The 19,298-nt window shown below is 62.4% G+C and carries 16 protein-coding genes; 5 read left to right on the top strand and 11 right to left on the bottom strand.

Annotation, left to right across the window (positions count from 1 at the left end; genetic code table 11):
- Positions 1-34 precede the first annotated feature (34 nt).
- Positions 35-1,198: a deoxyguanosinetriphosphate triphosphohydrolase gene (locus HKD24_RS00345; RefSeq protein ID WP_194258513.1), complete on the bottom strand. Its 1,164-nt coding sequence runs from the start codon at positions 1,196-1,198 to the stop codon at positions 35-37.
- A 233-nt stretch (positions 1,199-1,431) separates the two neighbouring features.
- Here HKD24_RS00345 and HKD24_RS00340 point away from each other — a divergent pair, with 233 nt between their 5' ends.
- Both HKD24_RS00340 and xth read left to right on the top strand, forming a co-directional pair.
- On the top strand, positions 1,432-1,776 hold the full coding sequence (locus HKD24_RS00340) for a HesB/IscA family protein (protein WP_062502170.1): 345 nt from the start codon (positions 1,432-1,434) through the stop codon (positions 1,774-1,776).
- Between the two features lie 4 nt (positions 1,777-1,780).
- Positions 1,781-2,557 carry an exodeoxyribonuclease III gene (xth, locus tag HKD24_RS00335; RefSeq protein ID WP_194258512.1) on the top strand — a complete coding sequence of 259 codons (777 nt, stop codon included), beginning with the start codon at positions 1,781-1,783 and terminating at the stop codon, positions 2,555-2,557.
- 40 nt (positions 2,558-2,597) lie between these two features.
- Here xth and HKD24_RS00330 read toward each other — a convergent pair whose 3' ends face one another.
- The 5 genes from HKD24_RS00330 to HKD24_RS00310 form a co-directional block, all read right to left on the bottom strand.
- Positions 2,598-2,870 carry a YXWGXW repeat-containing protein gene (locus HKD24_RS00330; RefSeq protein ID WP_194258511.1) on the bottom strand — a complete coding sequence of 91 codons (273 nt, stop codon included), beginning with the start codon at positions 2,868-2,870 and terminating at the stop codon, positions 2,598-2,600.
- Positions 2,871-3,069: 199 nt separating this feature from the next.
- Positions 3,070-3,633, bottom strand: coding sequence for a ferritin-like domain-containing protein (locus HKD24_RS00325; RefSeq protein WP_062502168.1), 564 nt, complete (start codon positions 3,631-3,633; stop codon positions 3,070-3,072).
- A gap of 130 nt (positions 3,634-3,763) precedes the next feature.
- Positions 3,764-5,560, bottom strand: a complete 1,797-nt coding sequence (aspS, locus tag HKD24_RS00320) for an aspartate--tRNA ligase (protein WP_194258510.1) — start codon at positions 5,558-5,560, stop codon at positions 3,764-3,766.
- An 81-nt stretch (positions 5,561-5,641) separates the two neighbouring features.
- Positions 5,642-7,225 (bottom strand): FAD-dependent oxidoreductase, encoded by a 1,584-nt coding sequence (locus HKD24_RS00315; RefSeq protein WP_194258509.1) that lies wholly within the window; start codon positions 7,223-7,225, stop codon positions 5,642-5,644.
- 144 nt (positions 7,226-7,369) lie between these two features.
- On the bottom strand, positions 7,370-8,149 hold the full coding sequence (locus HKD24_RS00310; protein ID WP_194258508.1) for a DUF2076 domain-containing protein: 780 nt from the start codon (positions 8,147-8,149) through the stop codon (positions 7,370-7,372).
- A 154-nt stretch (positions 8,150-8,303) separates the two neighbouring features.
- Here HKD24_RS00310 and HKD24_RS00305 point away from each other — a divergent pair, with 154 nt between their 5' ends.
- The 3 genes from HKD24_RS00305 to HKD24_RS00295 are packed head-to-tail and all read left to right on the top strand — an operon-like array spanning position 8,304 to position 13,267.
- Entirely contained in the window at positions 8,304-9,182 is an 879-nt protein-coding gene (locus HKD24_RS00305) for a glycine--tRNA ligase subunit alpha (RefSeq protein ID WP_041112029.1), read from the top strand.
- The gene (gene glyS, locus HKD24_RS00300) at positions 9,175-11,229 is read left to right on the top strand and encodes a glycine--tRNA ligase subunit beta (protein ID WP_194258507.1); all 2,055 of its coding nucleotides are present in this window, start codon (positions 9,175-9,177) and stop codon (positions 11,227-11,229) included. Before HKD24_RS00305 ends, glyS begins: the two co-directional genes overlap by 8 nt.
- Before the next feature lie 4 nt (positions 11,230-11,233).
- A complete protein-coding gene (locus HKD24_RS00295) occupies positions 11,234-13,267 on the top strand; it encodes a DUF2075 domain-containing protein (RefSeq protein WP_194258506.1) in 2,034 nt (677 codons plus the stop codon).
- Here HKD24_RS00295 and rodA read toward each other — a convergent pair.
- The 5 genes from rodA to HKD24_RS00270 form a co-directional block, all read right to left on the bottom strand.
- Positions 13,264-14,454 carry a rod shape-determining protein RodA gene (gene rodA, locus HKD24_RS00290; RefSeq protein ID WP_062508617.1) on the bottom strand — a complete coding sequence of 397 codons (1,191 nt, stop codon included), beginning with the start codon at positions 14,452-14,454 and terminating at the stop codon, positions 13,264-13,266. The genes HKD24_RS00295 and rodA overlap by 4 nt on opposite strands.
- Complete coding sequence (gene mrdA / locus HKD24_RS00285; RefSeq protein WP_194258505.1) at positions 14,451-16,460, bottom strand: penicillin-binding protein 2; 2,010 nt, start codon at positions 16,458-16,460, stop codon at positions 14,451-14,453. Before mrdA ends, rodA begins: the two co-directional genes overlap by 4 nt.
- A gap of 77 nt (positions 16,461-16,537) precedes the next feature.
- Entirely contained in the window at positions 16,538-17,104 is a 567-nt protein-coding gene (locus tag HKD24_RS00280; RefSeq protein WP_194258504.1) for a hypothetical protein, read from the bottom strand.
- Positions 17,105-17,109: 5 nt separating this feature from the next.
- Positions 17,110-18,039, bottom strand: coding sequence for a rod shape-determining protein MreC (mreC, locus tag HKD24_RS00275; protein ID WP_194258503.1), 930 nt, complete (start codon positions 18,037-18,039; stop codon positions 17,110-17,112).
- 17 nt (positions 18,040-18,056) lie between these two features.
- On the bottom strand, positions 18,057-19,106 hold the full coding sequence (locus HKD24_RS00270; protein WP_062033912.1) for a rod shape-determining protein: 1,050 nt from the start codon (positions 19,104-19,106) through the stop codon (positions 18,057-18,059).
- Between the last annotated feature and the right edge of the window lie 192 nt (positions 19,107-19,298).

The raw sequence follows: 19,298 nt of genomic DNA, 5'->3' as shown, positions 1-19,298 counted from the left end.
ATTCCTGTAACGCGTCGTCAGATCAGAGGCTCTATCAGCCTAGCACGGAGAGGTCCGTCAACCGTCGATGTTCTTCCATCGCGAAACGATCGGTCATTCCGGCAATATAATCGGCCACCAGACGTCTGCGCTGCACGTCATCGGCGGCTTTGGCACGCCCGCGCAGCGGATCGGGCAGAAGGCCGGGATCTTCGGACAGGATATCGAAGATTTCCCGGACCGCGATCTTGGCCTTCCGCGCCATGCGATTGACGCGCCAGTGCCGGTACATGCGGGCATAGAGGAACTTGCGGATGGCCTTGTTGGCCTCGCGCATTTCCGGACTGAACGCCACGACCGGATATCCGGCATGGCGGATGTCATCGGCGGATTGCGGGTTAAGCGCCTCAAGGTTCCGGCGCGTCTGGTTCGTCAGGTCGGTCGCGAGCTGGTTGATGACGACACGGATGGTTTCGTGACGCACGCGCTGGGCCTGATCGGACGCCTCGCGCCCGATCTGACGCTCCATGTCGCGCGAGCGGCGCAGGGCTTCACCGACCAGCGGCAGGTCCTCAATGTCCTCGAAGGACAGCAACCCGGCGCGCAGACCGTCATCGAGATCATGCCCGTGATAGGCGATATCATCCGACATGGCGGCAACCTGCGCTTCGGCCGAAGCATGGCTTTGCAGGTCCAGATGGTGCTTTGCGTCGTATTCCACAAAATAGGGTGTGGGGCGTTTGACGGGACCGTTATGCTTGGCCAGCCCTTCCAGCGCTTCCCAGGTCAGGTTCAGACCATCGAAGGCGTGGTAGCGGGCTTCAAGCGCTGTCACGAGACGCAGGGACTGGGTGTTATGGTCGAAGCAGCCCCAGTCCTTCATGGCGAGCGCGAGTGCGTCCTCACCGGCATGGCCGAACGGCGTGTGACCGAGATCATGGGCCAGCGAGACGGTTTCCGTCAGGTCCTCGTTCAGGTCCAGACTGCGGGCAATGGAGCGGGCAATCTGCGCGACTTCGAGCGAATGCGTCAGACGCGTGCGGAAGAAATCGCCTTCGTGGTTGATGAAGACCTGCGTCTTGTATTGCAGGGTGCGGAACCCGGCCGAGTGCAGCACACGGTCACGGTCCCGTTGCCAGGGGGAGCGGACGGGGCTTTCCACTTCAGGATAGAGCCGTCCCCGGGAGCCGGAGTCCTGTACCGCGTAGATCGCTACCATCAAGACATGTCCTGTGTGTGAGCCGTCTGGCTGTGAACCCTGCCCCGAAGCCTTATGGCCGGTAGAGCGCCGTTTCCGGCCGGATCACGGTTTCATTCTACGCCAGCCCGGCGCGCGTGCAACCACGCGGCCTTTGCCCTTGGCGCCGCTCTGACCATATAATCAGGACCGCAGCCGTCTTGCTGGGTCCAGCAGGGTCCAGCCGCCTTTTCAGATTTCGGGAACACACGCCCATGTCCGACACCGTGCCTTTCAGCATCTCCGCCAGCGCCGCCGCCCGCATTAACGAAATCATCGCAGCCCAGCCCGAGCCGGATGGGCTTGCATTGCGCGTTGCGGTGCTGGCGGGTGGCTGCAACGGGTTTCAGTACCAGTTCCGGCTGGAACGGGATCAGGCTGCGGACGATGTCGTCATTGAGCGCGATGGGGCGAAGGTATTCGTTGATTCGACCAGTCTGGACCTGCTGGAGAATGCCGAACTGGAATTCGTGGACAAGCTGATGGGTGCGCATTTCACGGTCACGAACCCTAATGCGGCGTCGTCCTGTGGCTGCGGCACCAGCTTCTCGCTGGCCTGATCCGATGAGTGCCACGCCCTTCACTTTCGCAAGCTGGAACATCAATTCCATCCGGGCCCGCGCTCATCACGTTCAGGACTGGCTGGAGCGTCATCCGGAATGTGACCTGCTGTGCCTTCAGGAAATCAAATGCGAGGACAGCCAGTTTCCGGCCGTGTTCGCCGAAGCTGGACTGCATGTCGCGACCTCGGGGCAGAAAGCCTATAATGGTGTAGCCCTGATCGGACGTCGGCCGTTCACGGTTACGCATCACACCCTGCCCGGCTTCGATCATCCGTCTGCCCGCTACATCGAGGCGGAACTTGATGGCATCACGATCGGCAATCTCTATCTCCCCAACGGCAATTCCGGCGGTGAGGACGGTTACGCGACCAAGCTTGCCTTCTTTGACGCGCTGGCCGCCCGGGCGCGGGTTCTGCTTGATGCAGAAAAGCCGTTCGCATTCATCGGAGACTTCAATGTCTGCCCGACAGCCGAAGATCTGGCCTCAACCAGCCTCCCACCGGATGATGCGCTGATCCGTCCCGAAAGCCGTGCGGCTTTCCGGCGTCTGGAATGGAAGGGGCTGACGGATGCGCTGCGGGCCCTGTATCCCACGGGCCGGTATTACACGTTCTGGGACTATCAGGCTGCGGCTTTCCACCGGAACTCGGGGCTGCGGATCGACCATGCGCTGCTCTCCCCGCGCCTGACAGAGCGGCTGCAATCCTTTGAGATCGACAAGGACGAGCGGGCCAGGGAAAAGGCCTCCGATCACGTTCCGGTTCTCGTCACGGTCTGAGACCAAAAGGGCCGGAAGCATTTCCCGGCCCCTCGCCTGGTCAGGCGTGACGCAGGCCGGGTCTTCGCGTCAGATGGCCGGGCTGCCACTGATAGCCGTTTCCGCTCCAGCGCCAGTGCCCCGGAACCCAGCGCATGTCGCCTCCATGCGGCGGGATGGGCTCGGGCAGGATATGAGGTGGCGGGGGTGGCTGGCGGTAGGGGCCGCTATAGGGCACGAACTGTGCATGGGCTGTTCCCGTCATCGGCGCAATCGCCATCGTACCTGCAAACAGGGCGGAAACAGCCAAGATCCCTGACAGATGTTTCAGCATCAATGCTCTCCTTTCCATGACGCATTGTCACGGAAAGATGATGGCCTGATTCTATTGGCGCAGCTGCGGCGCATCTGTGGCGGAATCCGGGCAGTGCATGATTTTATGTTTCCGATCTTATCGCTCCGGACGTGACCATGAAAAAGGGGCGTTTCCCATGGCAGGAAACGCCCCTTTTCAGATGCCTGATCAGGCCGGGTCAGTTCAGGAAGGGCTTGCCTTCGTGAGCGACCAGCAGGTCATGCAGGTCGGTGGCGTGATCTTCCTCATCAGCCAGGAAGCCTTCGAGCATGATCCGGGTCGTGGGGTCGTTGTCGCCGAAATAGCGGATCAGTTCCTGATAATGCTCGATCACGACGCGCTCGGCGATCAGATCCTGCTTCACCATCTCAACGAGATTGCCGCCATTGCCGTATTCGGTCGCGGAACGCGTGGCCAGACCTTCAGGATTGAAGTTCGGCACGCCGCCGAGCTGGTCGATGCGGTTTGCAGCAGCCAGCATGTGCTTGCGCTCTGAAGCTGCGTGTTCGTTGAACTCGTTGCCGACGCTTTCGCTGGTCAGGCCTTCAACAGAGATAGCGTGCATCGTGTAGCGCAGGACGCAGACCAGTTCGGTCGCAACAACGGCCTGCAGGATATCGATCGTCTTCTTGACGTCGCCCTTGTAGGTGGGGGTTACAGCGCCGTCGTCCAGGGACTTCTTCGCGTTTTCACGCAGCGTCTGGACGTCTGTCAGGAAGGCGTTTTTCGTATCTTCGGCCATGATGGGTCTACCCGCTTGCTAGAGAACTTTCCCTCACAACGCAGGAATGACGAAGTGTTTCAGTGCCGGACAAAAAAAACCGGCGTCTTCGGAATTGAAGACGCCGGTCTGGCAGGGGAATGAAAAAGCCTTACTTGCTGGCTGTCGGCTTGGGCTTCGGCAGGTCCAGAGCCAGATGCAGCTCCTTCAGACGGGCCGGTTCGACCGGGGCCGGTGCTTCCATCATCAGATCTTCGCCGCTCTGGTTGAGCGGGAAGAGAATGACTTCGCGGATGTTCGGCTCATCGGCCAGCAGCATCACGATACGGTCCACGCCCGGCGCTGCACCACCATGCGGCGGGGCACCGTAACGGAAGGCGTTCAGCATGCCGCCGAAACGCTCTTCCACGACCTCTGGGCCATAGCCTGCGATCTCGAACGCACGCAGCATGACCTCTGGCAGATGGTTCCGGATGGCGCCCGAGGACAGCTCCACGCCGTTGCAGACGATGTCGTACTGATAGGCGTTGATCGTCAGCGGATCCTGCGTGTTCAGCGCTTCAAGCCCACCCTGCGGCATGGAGAACGGGTTGTGCGAGAAGTCGACCTTCCCGGTTTCCTCGTTCAGCTCATACATCGGGAAGTCCACGACCCAGCAGAAACGGAACGCGTTCTTCTCGATCAGGTCCAGCTCGGTTGCGACCTTGGTGCGGACAACGCCGGAGAACTTGGCGACTTCATCGCCCTTGCCTGCGGCGAAGAACACGGCATCACCGGCCTTGAGGCCGCAGATTTCACGAATGCTCTCGACGCGATCGGCTTCAAGGTTCTTGGCAATCGGGCCCTTGCCGCCCTCTTCCTCGAAGATGATGTAGCCCAGACCACCGGCACCGTTTTCACGGGCCCAGCTGTTCAGCTTGTCAAAGAAGCCACGCGGACGATCACCCGCACCCGGAGCCGGGATGGCACGGATCTGGCCACCGGAGGCTGCGATCTTGGCGAACAGACCGAAACCGGAATCGCGGAAGGCGTCCGTAACGTCCTTAATGATCAGCGGATTACGCAGGTCCGGCTTGTCGGAACCGTAGTCACGCATGGCGTCGGCATAGGGAATACGCGGGAATGCACCATCCGTGATCTTCCAGCCTTCGGGCGTGAACTCGTTGAACACGCCGGCGAGGACGGGTTCGAGCACCGTGAAGACGTCTTCCTGCGTGACGAAGGACATCTCGAAATCGAGCTGGTAGAACTCGCCCGGGCTGCGATCGGCGCGGGAGGCTTCGTCACGGAAGCAGGGTGCGATCTGGAAGTAGCGGTCAAACCCGGCGACCATGGCGAGCTGCTTGAACTGCTGCGGAGCCTGCGGCAGGGCATAGAACTTGCCCGGATGCAGACGGGCCGGAACCAGGAAGTCGCGCGCACCTTCAGGGGACGAAGCCGTCAGGATCGGGGTCTGGAACTCGGTAAAGCCCTGCTCGATCATGCGCTGGCGCAGGCTCGTGATGACCTTGCTGCGGAGCATGATGTTCTGGTGCATCTTGTCGCGGCGCAGGTCGATGTAGCGGTACTTCAGACGCAGGTCTTCAGGATAGTTCTCGTTGCCCGCCACCTGGAATGGCAGGACTTCGGCGCTGGAGCGGACCTCAAGGGCGTCGGCCAGAACTTCGACGTCACCGGTCGGGAGGTTCGGGTTGCGCTGGGAGCCATGACGCACCACGACCTTGCCGGTCACGGTGATGACGCTCTCGACGCGCAGGCGTTCGGCCTTTTCCAGCAGGTCCGTGCCAGCGGGAATGACGATCTGCGTCACGCCGTAATGGTCGCGCAGGTCGATGAACAGCAGGCCGCCATGATCGCGCTTGCTGTGCACCCAGCCGGAAAGGCGGACAATCTGCCCGGCGTTTTCCTCGCGCAGGGCGCTACAGTCATGGGTGCGGTATGGATGCATGTCGGGCCTCTTCAACGTCCTGTGCGGATAAGTGGGCGCAGGAAGCCGGGACGGCCCTCTCATGTCAAGTTTTCTGCGACTTCAGAGGTCGCTTCCGGCCTTTTCCTTCAGGAAACCATCGAAATCGACCGCGGCCCGCGCCATATCGGCGGCATGCCCTGCCCCGGCCAGTGCGATGGGGCTGCCATCCTTGAGATAGGTGGCAAGAAACTTGAAACCGCGGATATCGCCTTCCAGCGCCACGTTATCGAAGTTTTCACCCCAGCCCAGAAGCTCGATCTTCTTGCCGAACTGCTGGGTCCAGAACCACGGCATCGGCACGTTGGGCGTGTCATGTCCCATCATGGCAAGGGCCGCAATCCGTCCCTGCACCTCGGCATGGCGCCAGTGCTCGATTCGCCGTGGAGCGCCATCATGGAAGACGGCGGAGGCATCCCCGGCCGCATACACGCCCGGATACCCGCCCGTATCGCCGTCTCTGGTCACGCGCATCTGGGAATTCACGACAATCGCACCGCTCTTATCGCGCTCCAGACCTGAGACGTAGTCCGTAGCCGGGGTGACCCCAACGCCCAGAAGCACGAACGCGGCAGGAAGGCGGGTCCCGTCATCCAGTTCCACGCCGGACGCTGTTCCGTCCTTGCCGTCATCAGCATAGATTTTCGTGACCCGCGCATCCGAGACGAACGCCACGCCGTTTTCTTCATGCAACTGGCGCAGACGGACACCGATTTCACGGCCGAACTGCTTTTCCATCGGGATTTCGGTATCGGAAATGATCGTCACCCCGACCCCGCGCTGGCGAAGGGAGGAGGCCGCCTCAAGCCCGATGAAGCCCGAACCCACGATCGTGACAGCCAAGTTGGGGTCCAGAATGGCGGCAATGCGTTCGGCATCTGCTTCCCGGTGCAGCGTATAGACGCCCTTCATGTCCACGCCCGGAATATCCGGCTTTCTGGTGACAGCACCTGTGGCGATCAGAACATGATCGGCCGTCAGTTCCGTCCCGTCCTGTAATTTAGCCTTGCGGGTCTGCGGATCGAACTGCGCCACATGCCCGCGGACACGGGTAATGCCGCGTTCGCTGTAGAACTCCTCGTCCCGCACCGGCGGTGCATGGGCTTTTTCGGATTCGCTGACGAGAACAGTCTTGCTCAGGGCCGTGCGGTCATAGGGAAGATCTTTTTCCTCACTGACCATCGTGATGGCGCCCGCAAATCCTTCCGCCCGAAGCGTCACCGCCGCACTGACAGCCGCAGCCCCTGCCCCGAGGAGCAGGACGCTTTCGTTTTCCTGTCGCTTTTCCGGTGCCTCACGCTGCATCGGCCTCAGCCCGACCAGCACCCGGCCATCGACAACCTGAACGGGATATTGCGGCAGGGGATCGAGCGCCAGAGGCTCGACCAGACTGCCATCCACCGCATCGAAAACGGCCTTGTGCCAGGGGCAAACCAGAACGCTCCCCTTCTCCGTCCGGCAGAACGCTCCCTGTTCCAGCGGCGCTTCCTTGTGCGGGCATTTGCCGGCAAAGGCATGCACGCTGTCACCGTCCCGGATGACGACCACCGGTGTCCCATCCAGGGAAAACGGCGTGATTTTCCCATCTTCGAGCGCGTCGAAAGCGGAGAGGTCGCGGAAATCAGCGTTCGGGGCGGATTGGGGCATCGGATATGGCCTCCCGGTTGGGGAATTGGGAACAGTCATAAAAGCGAACGCAGCATAGGGCGCCGGGTTGGCAAACATCAAAAAACCCGCCCGGACACGCGGTCCGGACGGGCTTTGAATGATGTCTGTCTGATGACGGCAGGATCAGAACATGTCGTCGAATCCGCCACCACCGCCATCACCACCACCGAAATCTCCGCCGCCGCCGGCATCACCACCGCCGCCGAAATCGGAATCGGAGAAGCTGCCGGCATCGGTCCCGGCACCACCGAAGGGATCGGAGGCCGAAGCATCGCTGCCGTAGTTGTTGATGATGGTGTCGCCACCCGCACCCCAGCCACCGGCAGCATCGCCACCAGCACCGTGATGATCGGAGAACAGGCCTTCAAGCGCATTGGCGGCCATCATGCCACCAGCCACACCTGCGGCCGTCGTCAGGGCCGAGCCAAGGAAGCCCGAGCCGCCGCGCTGGAACATGCCCGGCTGGTATCCCGGCGGATAGGCATATTGCTGCTGCGGCATGAAGTTCGGCGGCGGCGCGGCCTGCGAGCCCCAGCCCGGCGGCGGTGCCGACTGCTGCGGACGGTTGCCGCCACCACCAAACAGGCCACCGAACAGCCCCGGCTTGGACCCGCCCGACTGCTGCACCTGTGCGAGCTGCTGCTGGGCCTGCTGGAGCTGGAACTCGAGCTGGCGAATGCGGTTCTGCGCCTGCGCAAGCGCGGCTTCCTGCACCACGGCCATCTGGGTGATGCGATAGCGGGCTTCCGGATATTTCTGGAAGTTCTCGGCGATGAAGCGGTCCGCTTCAGGGTCGATCGGCGGCAGGGGCGCGGCCGGTGGCTGTCCAGGCCCCGTGACCTGCGGCCCTCCCCCGACACGGGCGACGAAACGGGCGATCAGATCGCGTTCTTCGTTGTTCATCGTCATCATCCTTCCAGATGAAGAAATTGCAGAGCGTCAATCATATGATGCACTCGCGCCCAGTCTACAAGATCGGCGAAATGACGCTCCCTTCCGGTTAAGGGCCTGTGCCTGTAAGGTGACGCCCGATTTCTGCCAACCGGAGCCTATCGAATTGTCTGCGACCCGGCCGCTCTGCTTTCAGGACCTGATCCTGCGCCTTCATCAATTCTGGTCCGAGAAGGGCTGCGCCATTTTGCAGCCCTACGATACCGAACTCGGAGCAGGCACGCTCTCCCCTCACACCACGCTCCGTGCGCTCGGCCCCAAGCCCTGGGCCGCCGCCTATGTGCAGCCCTGCCGCCGTCCGTCTGATGGCCGTTACGGCGAGAACCCGAACCGCCTTCAGCACTATTACCAGTATCAGGTGCTGCTCAAGCCGACGCCGGAAGACAGCCAGCAGCTTCTGCTCGACAGCTATCGCGCCATCGGGATCGACCCGGAACTGCACGATATCCGATTCGTCGAGGACGACTGGGAAAACCCGACCATCGGCGCCTGGGGACTGGGCTGGGAAGTCTGGTGTGATGGGATGGAAGTGTCGCAGTTCACCTATTTCCAGCAGGTCGGCGGCATTCCGACCGTCATGCCCTCCACGGAGCTGACCTACGGGCTCGAGCGTCTGGCGATGTATGTGCAGGGCGTCGAGAACGTTTACGACCTCGATTTCAACGGCAAGGGCCTGACCTATGGCGACGTGTTCCTGCGTGCCGAGCAGGACTACTCGCGCCATAATTTCGAACTTGCCGATACGCAGATGCTGCTGACCCATTTCAACGATGCCGAGCGTGAGTCCATGCGTCTGGCCGAGGCCGGCGTGGCCCAGCCCGCCTATGACCAGTGCCTCAAGGCCTCGCATCTGTTCAATCTGCTTGATGCGCGGGGCGTGATCTCCGTGTCCGAGCGCGCATCCTATATCGGGCGCGTCCGAGCGCTTGCCAAAGCCGCCTGCGAAGCCTGGCTCGCCGGTGAGGAGGAGACGTCCCATGGCTGAACTTTTTATCGAACTGTTCAGCGAGGAAATCCCCTCCGGCATGCAGGCCCGCGCGGCCGATGATCTGGGTTCGCTGCTGACGAAGGCACTGGATGGCCTGAACCCGCGCGATCTGCGCATGTTCTTCGGCGCCCGTCGCATTGCGGCGATCCTGACCGTCGATGCCGAAATCCCGGCCCGCAGTATGTCCGAGCGCGGCCCGCGTGAAGGTGCGCCCGAGAAGGCCCTGGCCGGATTCACCCGCAAACATGGCGTCACGCCTGATGAGTTGACGCTGGAAAACGGCTTCTGGGTCCTGAACAAGTCGCTCGATCCGGTGAGCGCGGAAAGCTGCGTGGCCGAAGCCGTGCCCGAGCTTCTGTGGAAGTTCCCCTGGCCGAAATCCATGCGCTGGGGTGCGGGCTCGAACTTCACCTGGGTCCGCCCGCTCCGCCGGATCGCCTGTCTGCTGGACGGGCATGTCGTGCCGTTCGCCCTCGCCCGCGAAGGCGACGACGCGCATGGACTGAAGGCATCCAACCTCTCCGAAGGCCATCGCTTCCTGGCGCCGGGCCCGTTCGAGATCCTCTCCGGCCAGCAGTGGCAGGAAGAGCTTGAGACGCGCTCGGTCATCGTGGACATGGACAGCCGCCGCGACATGGTGCGCACCGGTGTGGCGCGTCTGGCGGACCAGCATGGCATCACGGTCGTGCAGGATGACGGGCTGGTCGATGAAGTCTGCGGACTGGTCGAATATCCGGTGCCGCTTCTGGGCAAAATCGATGCGGCGTTCATGGATCTGCCTGCCGAAGTGATGCAGGTCTCCATGCGGATCAACCAGCGCTATTTCGCCCTGCGCAATCCGGACGGCAAGGCCGCGCCGTACTTCGCATTCGTCGGCAATCTGCCGTTCAAGGATGGCGGCAAGCTGACCACGGCGGGCAATGAGCGCGTGCTCCGCGCCCGTTTTGCCGATGCGCGGCATTTCTGGGATCTGGACCGCAAGACCAAGCTTGCCGATCGCGTTCCCGCGCTGGCGGCAGTGACGTTCCATGCCAAGCTCGGCACGCAGGCCGAACGCGCCGAGCGGATCTCGAAGCTGGCGGGCACTGTTGCTCAGGCTATGGGTCTGGATGGCGCACAGATCGCACAGGCAGAGCGCGCGGGTCTGCTGGCCAAGGCGGATCTGACGACCGGAATGGTCGGCGAGTTCCCGGAACTTCAGGGCATCATGGGCGGCTATTATGCGGCGCATGATGGCGAGGACGAAGCCGTCTCCCGCGCCGTAGCCGAGCATTATCTGCCGCGCGGTCAGTCCGACGAGACGGCGAAGGCCCCGGTTTCGGTGGCTGTGGCGCTCGCGGACCGTCTGGACCTGCTGGCCGGGTTCTTTGCCATTGGCGAATTGCCGAGCGGTTCGGGCGATCCGTATGCGCTGCGTCGTGCAGCACTCGGTATCATCCGCACGATCCGTGACAACGGGCTGCGTCTGGACCTGACGGAACTGTTCGCACAGGCCGCCAATGGCCGGATGGGTGGCGAACTGGCCAAGCTGCCGGACTTCATTGCGGAACGTCTGCGCGTGCAGCTTCGCAGTGAAGGTGAGCGGCATGACGTGCTGGCCGCAACGCTGGCTGGGGGTCTTGATGGCGATCTGGTGCGGCTTCTGGCCCGGACTTCGGCGCTGTCGGAGATGATTCAGACGGAAGACGGGCGCAACCTGCTCGCCGCCGCCAAGCGCGCCGCCAACATCCTGCGCATCGAAGACAAGAAGGACGGCCCGCATACCGGTGCGCCCGATCCGGCCCTCTATACACAGGACGAGGAACGCGCTCTGGCTACGGGTCTGGATCAGGCCGTTCCCGCGATCGAGACGGCCCTGAAGGAAGAACGCTTCACCGATGCGATGCAGGCCATTGCCGCCCTGCGTCCGACACTGGACCGGTTCTTCGAGGCCGTGACGGTCAATGCGCCGGAACCGGAAGTACGGGCCAACCGCCTCAAACTGCTGTCCCGCTTCCGCGAGACAACGGCCCTGATCGCCGATTTCGGCCAGATCGAGGGCTGAGGCCATGGGAGCGTGGTGGTCCGGATCCGTCACCACATTCCTTCACACCCCGCCGGACCTGCTCTGCGCTGCCCTGTCCCACAAGGTGGTGCAGAACCGTTTTCAGGGCGAGCCGCAGCAGGTTCGTGCCTGGGAAGCGCAGATCGATCTTCTGCGTGATATCCTTCCCACAATTCCCAACGCACAGGGCTGGCAGGTTCTGTTCGAGTTCCCGATCCCCCGGCTTGGCGGACGGATCGACACGGTTCTGGTGTCGCCCGGCGCGATTTACGTGCTGGAATTCAAGATCGGCTCATCCAGTTTCGATGCGTCCGCCCTCTCCCAGACGGAAGGCTATGCGCTCGACCTGCTGGATTTTCATGCCGCCAGCCGGTCTCATCCGCTTATTCCCGTTCTGGTTGCCACGGATGCGCCGCCCCGCGCCCAGACAACGCCGCTTCTGCTGCCTTTGGGCGTCACAGAGGTTCAGCGCGTCAATGCGACCGGGCTGAAAACGCTCCTGACCACGCTGGCAGTACTAACGGCTCATGCCGAAAATCCGCTGATCCCCGCGCAGTGGGAACACGCTCCTTATGATCCGGTCCCGAGCATTGTGGAAGCGGCCCGGCAGATTTACGCCACGCATAGCGTTGCCGATATTCACACCGCCCGTGCGGATGCGACAAACCTGACGCAGACTTCTACCTGCATCGCCAGCATTCTGGAAAAAGCCCGGACGGAAGGACGCAAGGTCATCGTGTTCGTCTCGGGTATCCCGGGCGCGGGCAAGACGTTGTGTGGCCTAAAGGCGGCTTTTGCGGATGGAAGCGACAGGACGGGTGCGACGTTCCTGACAGGCAACCCCACTCTTGTTTCGGTGCTGCGGGAAGCTCTGACGCGCGATACGGTCAGTCGAGGACAGAAGCGTCCCCTCGTGGAGCAGCGGATGGAATCCACCATCCAGTCCCTGACGAAATTCCGCGACCACTATGTCGGGCGGCCAGCGGAATGCCCGCCTGAACAGGTCATGGTCATTGACGAGGCCCAGCGATGCTGGACGCAGGCTCAGGCTGTCCGCAAAAGTGCGTCGCGGCATGTGAAGCTGACGGAATCCGAACCTGCGCATCTGCTGGACATCATGGGACGGCATGACGGTTTCGCGGCCATTCTGTGCCTGATCGGGCATGGGCAGGAAATCAATGACGGTGAAGGCGGTCTGGCCTGTTGGGGCGAGGCCCTTCTGAGTCGCCCCGCATGGCGCGTCGAGGCCGCTCCGGACGTGATCGGAACCGGGGATCTGACGCATCTGCCCGCGACACTTGAAGCCGGACGGCAGCGTTTTCTGCATCTCGGTGTGGCCATCCGTTCCCTGCGCGAGGAAACCGCGCCGCGCTGGGTCAACGCCGTTCTGAACGGAGACGTCGAGACCGCCCGACGTCTGGCCGCCCAGACAGATCTTCCGTTCCGTCTCACACGCAGTCTGGACGATCTGCGCGCGGGACTGCGACACCGTTCGCGCCTGACCTATCGGTGCGGACTGGTGGCAAGTTCCAAGGCCAAGCGGCTGCGGGCCGAAGGGCTGGGCTGTGAAGTGCCGCATATGGACGACAAGGCCGTCTCTCAATGGTTCCTGAACCGCTGGGTTCCGAACCGCGATATCCGGGCCTCAGATGCGCTGGAAACCTGTGCGACGGAGTTTGCCATCCAAGGACTGGAACTGGACTTTGTGGGGCTGTGCTGGGACGGCGATTTGATCCGCGCGCCATCGGGCGATTGCTGGCAGCCTCGCCGCTTTTCAGGCACGAAATGGGCCAATGTCAGCTCAGCAGAAGCGAAGCTGTGGCGGCTGAACACCTATCGCGTTCTGCTGACGCGGGCGCGTTACGAAACCCTGATCTGGGTGCCGCAGGGCTGCGCGGATGACCCGACGCGCGATCCGGAAACGCTGGACCGGATTGCGGATTTCCTGATGACGTGCGGCGTGCCTCTTCTGGAGCCTGCGGCCCCTGCCCAAGCCTTCACTTTGCAGAACGATCTGGCAGACCTGCTTCAGGATTAGTCGTCGTCATCGTCTTCCGTGCCGGGATCACGCTCATTGCGATGCACCCAGGCTGACATGAGCAGGCCGAAGCCGAACATCATCGTCAGCATGGCCGAACCGCCATAGGAAATGAGCGGCAACGGCACGCCACCGACCGGGATGGCGCCCATGACCATCGACAGGTTCACCGCGCAATACAGGAAGAAATCCATCGCAATGCCCAGACCCAGCAGCCGCCCGAACTGGTTGCGGCTGCGGATGGCAATGAGCATACCGCCCATGACGAGCGTGCCCAGCAGCGTAATGACAGCAATCCCGCCGACAAAACCCCACTCCTCACCGATCATGGTGAAGATGAAGTCCGTCTGTTTTTCCGGCAGGAAGTTCAGCTGCCCCTGACTGCCATGCAGGTATCCCTCCCCCCACATGCCGCCAGAGCCAAGTGCGATCTTCGACTGGATGATGTTGTAGCCTGCGCCCAGCGGATCATGCTCGGGGTGCAGGAACGTGTCGATCCGGGCCTTCTGGTAGTCGTGCAGATGGCTGTAGATCAGCTTGCCCATGAACGGCAGCGGCGCCACAAGCAGCAGGATCTGCCACAGCCGCATCCCGGCTGCGAAAAACATCGTCGCACCGATGACGCCGATGATCGTCGCAGTTCCGAGATTGGGCTCCTTGAGCACCAGAAGAACAGGCAGCAACGTCAGCAGCGCGGGCGGGATCAGGCGCAGCGGATTGCCCATCCGCTCGTTACCAATGCGGTGAAACCATGTCGCCAGCATCAGAACGAGTCCGATTTTGGCAAATTCGGAAGGCTGGAACTGCATACCCGCCAGATTGATCCAGCGCTCGGCCCCCTTCCCCACATGCCCCATCCGTAGCACGAGGGTGAGCAACGTGACCGAGAGCAGGTAGATCGGCACCGACGCCATGCGCAGAATGCGCGGACTGACGAGCGAAACGGCGATCATCATCACCAGGCCAAACCCGAACCGCACCATCTGCGGACCGGCAAACGGCTTGGCAGACCCGCCACCGGCCGAATAGAGCGCGATATAGCCCACGCCAGCCAGCAGACAGACCAGCAACACATAGAGCCAGTTGACCTGAAGCAGCCGCGCCATGGGCCGGAAATCAGGCTCCGCGCGCAGAAGGCGGCGGTCGGATTTGAGAAAGCCGAAAGTGTTCAGGCCGTTGCGTCTCATTGCGGCACTCCCGGATCGGATTGCCCCTGCCCTGTAGGCTGCGGCGCTGGAGCGGACGCTGTATCCACAGGCTGGGCACCCTCTGCGGCAGGCTCCGTGGCCGGAGCAGCCGCAGGTGCAGGCGGACGGACATCGCTGGCCGGGTCGCGCAGCAGCGCGTCAGTCATGATGAGCTTGGCCAGAGGCGCCGCTTCATCCGCACCCGCATTGCCGTGCTCCACGACGACGGACACCGCATATTTCGGATTGTCGTAAGGCGCAAAGCAGATGAACAGCGCGTGCGGGCGGTACTCCCAGGGCAGATTCATGGAGTTGAAATGCCCGGACTCACGCAGCGCACGGGATACGCGGCGGACCTGCGCGGACCCTGTCTTGCCGGCCATCTGGATACCGGGAAGGTCCAGTCGGGCTTTCGGCGCCGTGCCATGCGGCTCGTTGACGACCGCGAACATACCTCCGCGTACGACATCCAGATAATCGGGCGGCAGATCGACCTTCGCCGCCTCATCCAGAGACGCCAACGGGGAAAGCTGATCATTGGTCGCCCGCAACAGATGCGGCTGCACATCCCGACCCGATGCGATACGCGAGACATAGGTCGCAAGGGCAAGCGGCGTGACCTGGACGAAGCCCTGCCCGATGCCGGCATTGACCGTATCACCGCCATTCCAGTGAAACCCGTGCCGCTGTCGCCATTCCGGAGTGGGAATGATGCCAGAGCGGACATGCGGCAGTTCGATGTCCAGCTTAACGCCCAGCCCCATCGCATTACCGACGGCCTGAATCGGATCCATCCCACAGCGACGCGCCACTTCATAGAAATAGACGTCGCAGGAATATTTCAGGCCTTCGCGCATGTTGATGAGGCCATGCCCCCAACGGTTCCAGCAATGGAAGCGCACGCCACCCAGATCGTAATATCCAGGGCAGTTGAAGCGGTCATGCGCGGTGACGGAACCGGATTTCAGGGCAGCAAGAGCCACGGCCGGCTTAAAAGTGGAGCCTGGCGGATAAAGGCCAGACACTGCCTTGTCCACCAGCGGCGTGCGCGGATCATTGGCCCATTCGTTCCACTGCGCGTGACTGACGCCGGAATCAAACAGCGACGGATCGAAGGACGGCGTGCTGACCATCGCCATCACCTCGCCATTGCGGCAGTCCATGACCACCGCACTGGCCACACGATCCTCAAGGCGGTTGAGAACCTGCTTCTGGAGGACGGAATCCAGCGTGAGGCGGACATCTTCGCCCTGCTGGCCTTCCACACGGTCGATCTCGCCGATAACGCGACCGACCGCGTTGACTTCCATTTCCACCGAACCCGGCTCGCCGCGCAGCACGGCTTCCTGCGTCTGTTCGATCCCGGCACGCCCGACACGCATGCCTGGCAGCGAGAGCGTCGTGTCCTTTGCCACGTCCTCTTCGTTGGGAGGCGCGACATAGCCTACGATATGGGCCGTCAGGTCCTTGAACGGATAAAGCCGCGTCGATCCGACATCGACCAGAACGCCCGGTAGAGACGGCGCATTAAGCTCGATGCGCGCCATATCGTCCCAGGACAGAAACTCATGCAGCGTGACGGGGACATATTTATGGACGTGCCGCAGGTCGCGCTCGATCCGGGCGCGGTCATGCTCATCCAGCGGGACGATCTGTGAGAAACGTTCAATAACAGCCGGAATATCGGTCGTCTCTTCCGGCATCAGGAGCGCGCGCCAGCTCACCTTGTTGTCTGCCAGCGCCACGCCGAAACGGTCATGAACTGTGCCCCGCGCCGGGGCCAGAAGGCGCTTGCTGGTCCGGTTGCGCTCGGCAAGCTGGCGCAGATGGCCACCATCCACGACCTGAAGATTATACAGCCGTCGCCCGAGCACGCCGAGAACTCCAGCCTGCACGGCCATGACCAGCAGCGCACGGCGCGTGAAGACACCGCGCCCCGAGCGGACAGGCTCAGCCTGACGCTTCTGGCGTATCCGTGACCGGAAAGGAGTGTTTCGGGAAAACATCAGGGCAGAAATTCAGGATCCGGAAAAGAAGGCAGCCTTCCGCTCCGCACGCCATGTGCGGACCATGAAAGATGCTGTCAGGCCTGATCGGGATTGGCGAAGGTGCGACGTCCCCAGACAAACAGCGCGGTCAGGCTGGGATAGATACCGATTGTCAGCGCTGCCTGAAAGAGGCCGGGGACAGGAGAGAGTAATGCAACCGCATGCAGACAGACGAGAGCCCATTGGAAAAACGAGGCTAGCACGGCAAGAATACTGAAAATCAGCCATCCCGCGATGAAGCCCAGACGGGACAGACCATAGCGCCAGTGATGCGAGACACCATAAATCACCAGCAACGACAGCAGGACAGTTCCCGGCGGCCCGAAGCTGAAGATCTCCACCACCAGCCCACACAGAAAAACCGCCAGCGCCGGCATGGAGCGAGGACGGCTGTAGGCCCAGAACCAGACCGTGCACATCGCAATCCCGAACTGAAGCTGCGCCTGTCCGGGAATGCCGAACGGTGCGGAAAGCAGGATCGCGGAAAACATGATGAACAGGGATGGCATGGCCGCCCGCGCTGCCATGTCGAGCGCCCGGCGGAAGGTCTGTTTCGGCTCGACGGCGGAATGCAGATGCGGCGTGGAGTTCTCGGCAACCATGGCGCTTACTGCTCTCCCCGTCCCGGCATGTTCGGAAAGTTGGGCAGCCATGAAAACGGCAGCGGGCCGGTCATCGGGTTCTGCGGCAGCTTCTTCACGCGCACACGGCCCGGTGCGTCCGGCGCCTGCGAGTCGTCATCGCCGTAATCGAACACGCGGACGATATCCAGCCGGTCCAGATCCGCATCCGGCACCACGACCGGCCGGTTGGGCGCACTGTAATGGACCGTGCCGACCGGCAGCCCGGCCGGCATCGTGCTCTGGCCGCGGGTTTCCACGCGCTCGCCTTCAACGGGATGATGATCCTGCGGATAGAAGATCAGGCGGGGCGAGGCCGTGTCATCACCGGCCATAATGGCATCGCCATGCGATGTGGCCAGGGTGACGGGGATGCGGCTGGCATCGTCATTGATCATCAGGACGCGGACCGTATGGGGCCCGACTTCCGTCACACGTCCCAGCAGCCCGGCGGCATCCAGCGCGACATCCCCGATCCGCACGTCATGGCCGCTTCCGACATCCAGCAGGACCGCTCGTGAATATGGTCCGCCATCATCGCGCGTCACGCGGCCGGTCACATACTGGGGCACCGTCTCCGGGATCCAGTGCAGGCTTTTCTTGAGGCGGCCATTTTCCGCCGCAAGCGCCACGGCAACATCATACCAGTGTCGCAGAGCGCGGTTTTCCTCACGCAGACGGGCGTTTTCCTTCGCCAGATCCGTCGCGCCCCGCAGATCCGTCAGCCAGACCTTTGCCCGCTCCTGCGGCCAGACCAGACCATGATAGGCCGGGGCCATGAAATCCGTTGCCATCAGTCGCACCCCGTCAACCGCCGGACGACGGACCAGTCCGAGAAGGACAAGCCCGACCGCCAGCAGGATCAGGATGGGCAGGACGGCCTTTGCAAGCACCTGCCGGGCATGGATGGACAGCATCCGGCGTCAGCGAGTCCTCAGTACATGCTGCTCAGAACGCTGCGCAGACGACGCATTTCTTCAAGCGCCCGCCCCGTTCCGAGTGCCACACAGGACAGGGCATTCTCTGCAACCGTCACGGGCAGACCCGTGTACAGACGCAGCACTTCGTCCAGACGGTAGAGCAGCGCACCGCCACCGGAGAGGACGATGCCCTTGTCCACGATGTCGGCAGCCAGTTCGGGCGGCGTGTTCTCAAGCGCGGTCGTCACGGCATCGACGATCTGCATGACGGGCTCGGCCAGGCTCTCGGCGATCTGGGCCTGGCTGACGACCACTTCGCGCGGCACGCCGTTGATGAGGTCACGACCCTTGATTTCCGTCAGCGGGCCATCCGGATTTGCGGGATCATCCGGCATCATGGCCGAGCCGAGTTCGATCTTGATGCGCTCTGCCGAGCTCTCGCCGACCAGAAGGTTATAGGTCTTGCGGATATAGGAAATGATGGCTTCATCCATCTTGTCCCCACCCACGCGCGCCGAGCGCGCATAGACGATGCCACCCAGCGAAATGACGGCCACTTCCGTCGTCCCGCCGCCGATATCCACGATCATGCTGCCCGAAGGCTCCGTCACCGGAAGACCCGCGCCGATGGCTGCCGCCATGGGCTCCTCGATCAGCATGACCTTGCGCGCGCCTGCGCTCTCGGCACTTTCCTGGATCGCGCGGCGTTCCACGGCCGTGGCACCGGATGGCACGCAGATGATGATCTGCGGGCTGGCGAAGGCACGGCGGTTATGAACCTTGCGGATGAAATGCTTGATCATTTCTTCCGCAACTTCGAAATCCGCGATCACACCATCGCGCAGCGGACGGATGGCGGTGATGTTTCCCGGCGTACGTCCGACCATCTGCTTGGCTTCGTTACCAACCGCAAGAACCTGTTTCTTGCCACGCACTTCGGCGATCGCCACAACGGAGGGTTCATCGAGGACAATGCCACGACCTTTGACGTAAACGAGCGTGTTGGCAGTGCCGAGGTCGATGGCCATGTCGGCAGACATGAGACCCAGCAGACGAGAAAACATCCAAAACTCCTGGCGCGGCTCTGTGCGGGGGACAGATGGCGGATCGTGATTGCGGGGCGGTTCCCCGCGGGTGGACTTAACCAGACGACGCAGGTTCAGCAAGGCCCGAGGACGCAATATAATGCGCGCTATCCTAACGGATCGTACAGATCCCATCCGGGGACATGGAAAAAAATAATCGTGGGCCCTGAT

It is taken from the genome of Gluconobacter vitians, assembly GCF_015244565.1.
Taxonomy (GTDB): Bacteria; Pseudomonadota; Alphaproteobacteria; order Acetobacterales; family Acetobacteraceae; genus Gluconobacter; species Gluconobacter vitians.
Note: the sequence above shows the minus strand (reverse complement) of the source record. Positions and strands in the feature narration are given on the sequence as shown.

What these genes read in the sequence shown, in the direction of transcription:
- HKD24_RS00345 (WP_194258513.1), bottom strand. Translation starts at nt 1,198, where the DNA reads ATGGTAGCGATCTACGCGGTACAGGACTCCGGCTCCCGGGGACGGCTC.
- HKD24_RS00340 (WP_062502170.1), top strand. Translation starts at nt 1,432, where the DNA reads ATGTCCGACACCGTGCCTTTCAGCATCTCCGCCAGCGCCGCCGCCCGC.
- xth (WP_194258512.1), top strand. Translation starts at nt 1,781, where the DNA reads ATGAGTGCCACGCCCTTCACTTTCGCAAGCTGGAACATCAATTCCATC.
- HKD24_RS00330 (WP_194258511.1), bottom strand. Translation starts at nt 2,870, where the DNA reads ATGCTGAAACATCTGTCAGGGATCTTGGCTGTTTCCGCCCTGTTTGCA.
- HKD24_RS00325 (WP_062502168.1), bottom strand. Translation starts at nt 3,633, where the DNA reads ATGGCCGAAGATACGAAAAACGCCTTCCTGACAGACGTCCAGACGCTG.
- aspS (WP_194258510.1), bottom strand. Translation starts at nt 5,560, where the DNA reads ATGCATCCATACCGCACCCATGACTGTAGCGCCCTGCGCGAGGAAAAC.
- HKD24_RS00315 (WP_194258509.1), bottom strand. Translation starts at nt 7,225, where the DNA reads ATGCCCCAATCCGCCCCGAACGCTGATTTCCGCGACCTCTCCGCTTTC.
- HKD24_RS00310 (WP_194258508.1), bottom strand. Translation starts at nt 8,149, where the DNA reads ATGAACAACGAAGAACGCGATCTGATCGCCCGTTTCGTCGCCCGTGTC.
- glyS (WP_194258507.1), top strand. Translation starts at nt 9,175, where the DNA reads ATGGCTGAACTTTTTATCGAACTGTTCAGCGAGGAAATCCCCTCCGGC.
- HKD24_RS00295 (WP_194258506.1), top strand. Translation starts at nt 11,234, where the DNA reads ATGGGAGCGTGGTGGTCCGGATCCGTCACCACATTCCTTCACACCCCG.
- rodA (WP_062508617.1), bottom strand. Translation starts at nt 14,454, where the DNA reads ATGAGACGCAACGGCCTGAACACTTTCGGCTTTCTCAAATCCGACCGC.
- mrdA (WP_194258505.1), bottom strand. Translation starts at nt 16,460, where the DNA reads ATGTTTTCCCGAAACACTCCTTTCCGGTCACGGATACGCCAGAAGCGT.
- HKD24_RS00280 (WP_194258504.1), bottom strand. Translation starts at nt 17,104, where the DNA reads ATGGTTGCCGAGAACTCCACGCCGCATCTGCATTCCGCCGTCGAGCCG.
- mreC (WP_194258503.1), bottom strand. Translation starts at nt 18,039, where the DNA reads ATGCTGTCCATCCATGCCCGGCAGGTGCTTGCAAAGGCCGTCCTGCCC.
- HKD24_RS00270 (WP_062033912.1), bottom strand. Translation starts at nt 19,106, where the DNA reads ATGTTTTCTCGTCTGCTGGGTCTCATGTCTGCCGACATGGCCATCGAC.